The 3,013-nt window shown below is 54.1% G+C and carries 1 tRNA gene and 2 rRNA genes; all 3 read right to left on the reverse strand.

From position 1 onward, the window contains the following. A 23S ribosomal RNA gene (locus FJW00_RS21100) occupies positions 1-1,171 on the reverse strand; the annotation flags it as partial. 226 nt (positions 1,172-1,397) lie between these two features. Further along, positions 1,398-1,472: transfer RNA gene (locus FJW00_RS21105), tRNA-Glu, on the reverse strand. A gap of 88 nt (positions 1,473-1,560) precedes the next feature. Beyond that, positions 1,561-3,013: ribosomal RNA gene (locus tag FJW00_RS21110) — 16S ribosomal RNA — on the reverse strand; the annotation flags it as partial.

Consider the following 3,013-nt stretch of genomic DNA (forward strand, 5'->3'; position numbering starts at 1 on the left):
AGTGTCGCTGCCGCAGCTTCGGTGCATGGTTTAGCCCCGTTACATCTTCCGCGCAGGCCGACTCGACCAGTGAGCTATTACGCTTTCTTTAAATGATGGCTGCTTCTAAGCCAACATCCTGGCTGTCTGTGCCTTCCCACATCGTTTCCCACTTAACCATGACTTTGGGACCTTAGCTGGCGGTCTGGGTTGTTTCCCTCTTCACGACGGACGTTAGCACCCGCCGTGTGTCTCCCGTGATAACATTCTCCGGTATTCGCAGTTTGCATCGGGTTGGTAAGCCGGGATGGCCCCCTAGCCGAAACAGTGCTCTACCCCCGGAGATGAGTTCACGAGGCGCTACCTAAATAGCTTTCGGGGAGAACCAGCTATCTCCCGGTTTGATTGGCCTTTCACCCCCAGCCACAGGTCATCCGCTAATTTTTCAACATTAGTCGGTTCGGTCCTCCAGTTAGTGTTACCCAACCTTCAACCTGCCCATGGCTAGATCACCGGGTTTCGGGTCTATACCCTGCAACTTAACGCCCAGTTAAGACTCGGTTTCCCTGCGGCTCCCCTATACGGTTAACCTTGCTACAGAATATAAGTCGCTGACCCATTATACAAAAGGTACGCAGTCACACCACAAGGGTGCTCCCACTGCTTGTACGTACACGGTTTCAGGTTCTGTTTCACTCCCCTCGCCGGGGTTCTTTTCGCCTTTCCCTCACGGTACTGGTTCACTATCGGTCAGTCAGGAGTATTTAGCCTTGGAGGATGGTCCCCCCATATTCAGACAGGATACCACGTGTCCCGCCTTACTCATCGAGCTCACAGCGCGTGTGCTTTTGTGTACGGGAGTATCACCCTGTACCCTGCGACTTTCCAGACGCTTCCACTAACACACATGCTGATTCAGGCTCTGGGCTGCTCCCCGTTCGCTCGCCGCTACTGGGGGAATCTCGGTTGATTTCTTTTCCTCGGGGTACTTAGATGTTTCAGTTCCCCCGGTTCGCCTTGCAGCACTATGTATTCATGCTGCAATGATGCACTGAGTGCACCGGGTTTCCCCATTCGGACATCGACGGCTGTAGCGGTTCATATCACCTTACCGTCGCTTTACGCAGATTAGCACGTCCTTCATCGCCTCTGACTGCCAGGGCATCCACCGTGTACGCTTAGTCGCTTAACCTCACAACCCACAGGCGTTTTCACGCTGCAGACTGTAAGCATTTGAGAGACTCGGACATGTCGCTGTTTCATTCTTATTACGGAGAATGAACGCGTCATGTCGTTTCAATTTTCAGCTTGTTCCGGATTGTTAAAGAGCAAATATCTCAGACGCGTCTCCCTGCTCGCGCAGCGGAAACGGTTTTGAGATACTGTATGGAGACACCTTTCACCTGTCACCAAGCAGGTGGCGTCCCCTAGGGGATTCGAACCCCTGTTGCCGCCGTGAAAGGGCGGAGTCCTAACCGCTAGACGAAGGGGACACGATAGTGTCACGACTTCGCAGCCGTCCTGCTCATTACTTTTTATCAGACAATCTGTGTGAGCACTTCGCGGAAAGGTATCTTCAGGTAAGGAGGTGATCCAACCGCAGGTTCCCCTACGGTTACCTTGTTACGACTTCACCCCAGTCATGAATCACAAAGTGGTAAGCGCCCTCCCGAAGGTTAAGCTACCTACTTCTTTTGCAACCCACTCCCATGGTGTGACGGGCGGTGTGTACAAGGCCCGGGAACGTATTCACCGTGGCATTCTGATCCACGATTACTAGCGATTCCGACTTCACGGAGTCGAGTTGCAGACTCCGATCCGGACTACGACGCACTTTGTGAGGTCCGCTTGCTCTCGCGAGGTCGCTTCTCTTTGTATGCGCCATTGTAGCACGTGTGTAGCCCTACTCGTAAGGGCCATGATGACTTGACGTCATCCCCACCTTCCTCCGGTTTATCACCGGCAGTCTCCTTTGAGTTCCCGACCGAATCGCTGGCAACAAAGGATAAGGGTTGCGCTCGTTGCGGGACTTAACCCAACATTTCACAACACGAGCTGACGACAGCCATGCAGCACCTGTCTCAGAGTTCCCGAAGGCACCAAAGCATCTCTGCTAAGTTCTCTGGATGTCAAGAGTAGGTAAGGTTCTTCGCGTTGCATCGAATTAAACCACATGCTCCACCGCTTGTGCGGGCCCCCGTCAATTCATTTGAGTTTTAACCTTGCGGCCGTACTCCCCAGGCGGTCGACTTAACGCGTTAGCTCCGGAAGCCACTCCTCAAGGGAACAACCTCCAAGTCGACATCGTTTACGGCGTGGACTACCAGGGTATCTAATCCTGTTTGCTCCCCACGCTTTCGCACCTGAGCGTCAGTCTTCGTCCAGGGGGCCGCCTTCGCCACCGGTATTCCTCCAGATCTCTACGCATTTCACCGCTACACCTGGAATTCTACCCCCCTCTACGAGACTCAAGCCTGCCAGTTTCAAATGCAGTTCCCAGGTTAAGCCCGGGGATTTCACATCTGACTTAACAGACCGCCTGCGTGCGCTTTACGCCCAGTAATTCCGATTAACGCTTGCACCCTCCGTATTACCGCGGCTGCTGGCACGGAGTTAGCCGGTGCTTCTTCTGCGGGTAACGTCAATCGGCAAGGTTATTAACCTCACCGCCTTCCTCCCCGCTGAAAGTACTTTACAACCCGAAGGCCTTCTTCATACACGCGGCATGGCTGCATCAGGCTTGCGCCCATTGTGCAATATTCCCCACTGCTGCCTCCCGTAGGAGTCTGGACCGTGTCTCAGTTCCAGTGTGGCTGGTCATCCTCTCAGACCAGCTAGGGATCGTCGCCTAGGTGGGCCATTACCCCGCCTACTAGCTAATCCCATCTGGGTTCATCCGATAGTGAGAGGCCCGAAGGTCCCCCTCTTTGGTCTTGCGACGTTATGCGGTATTAGCCACCGTTTCCAGTGGTTATCCCCCTCTATCGGGCAGATCCCCAGACATTACTCACCCGTCCGCCACTCGTCACCCAAG

Origin of the sequence: Pantoea anthophila, assembly GCF_006494375.1 — a bacterium.
GTDB lineage: Bacteria > Pseudomonadota > Gammaproteobacteria > Enterobacterales > Enterobacteriaceae > Pantoea > Pantoea anthophila.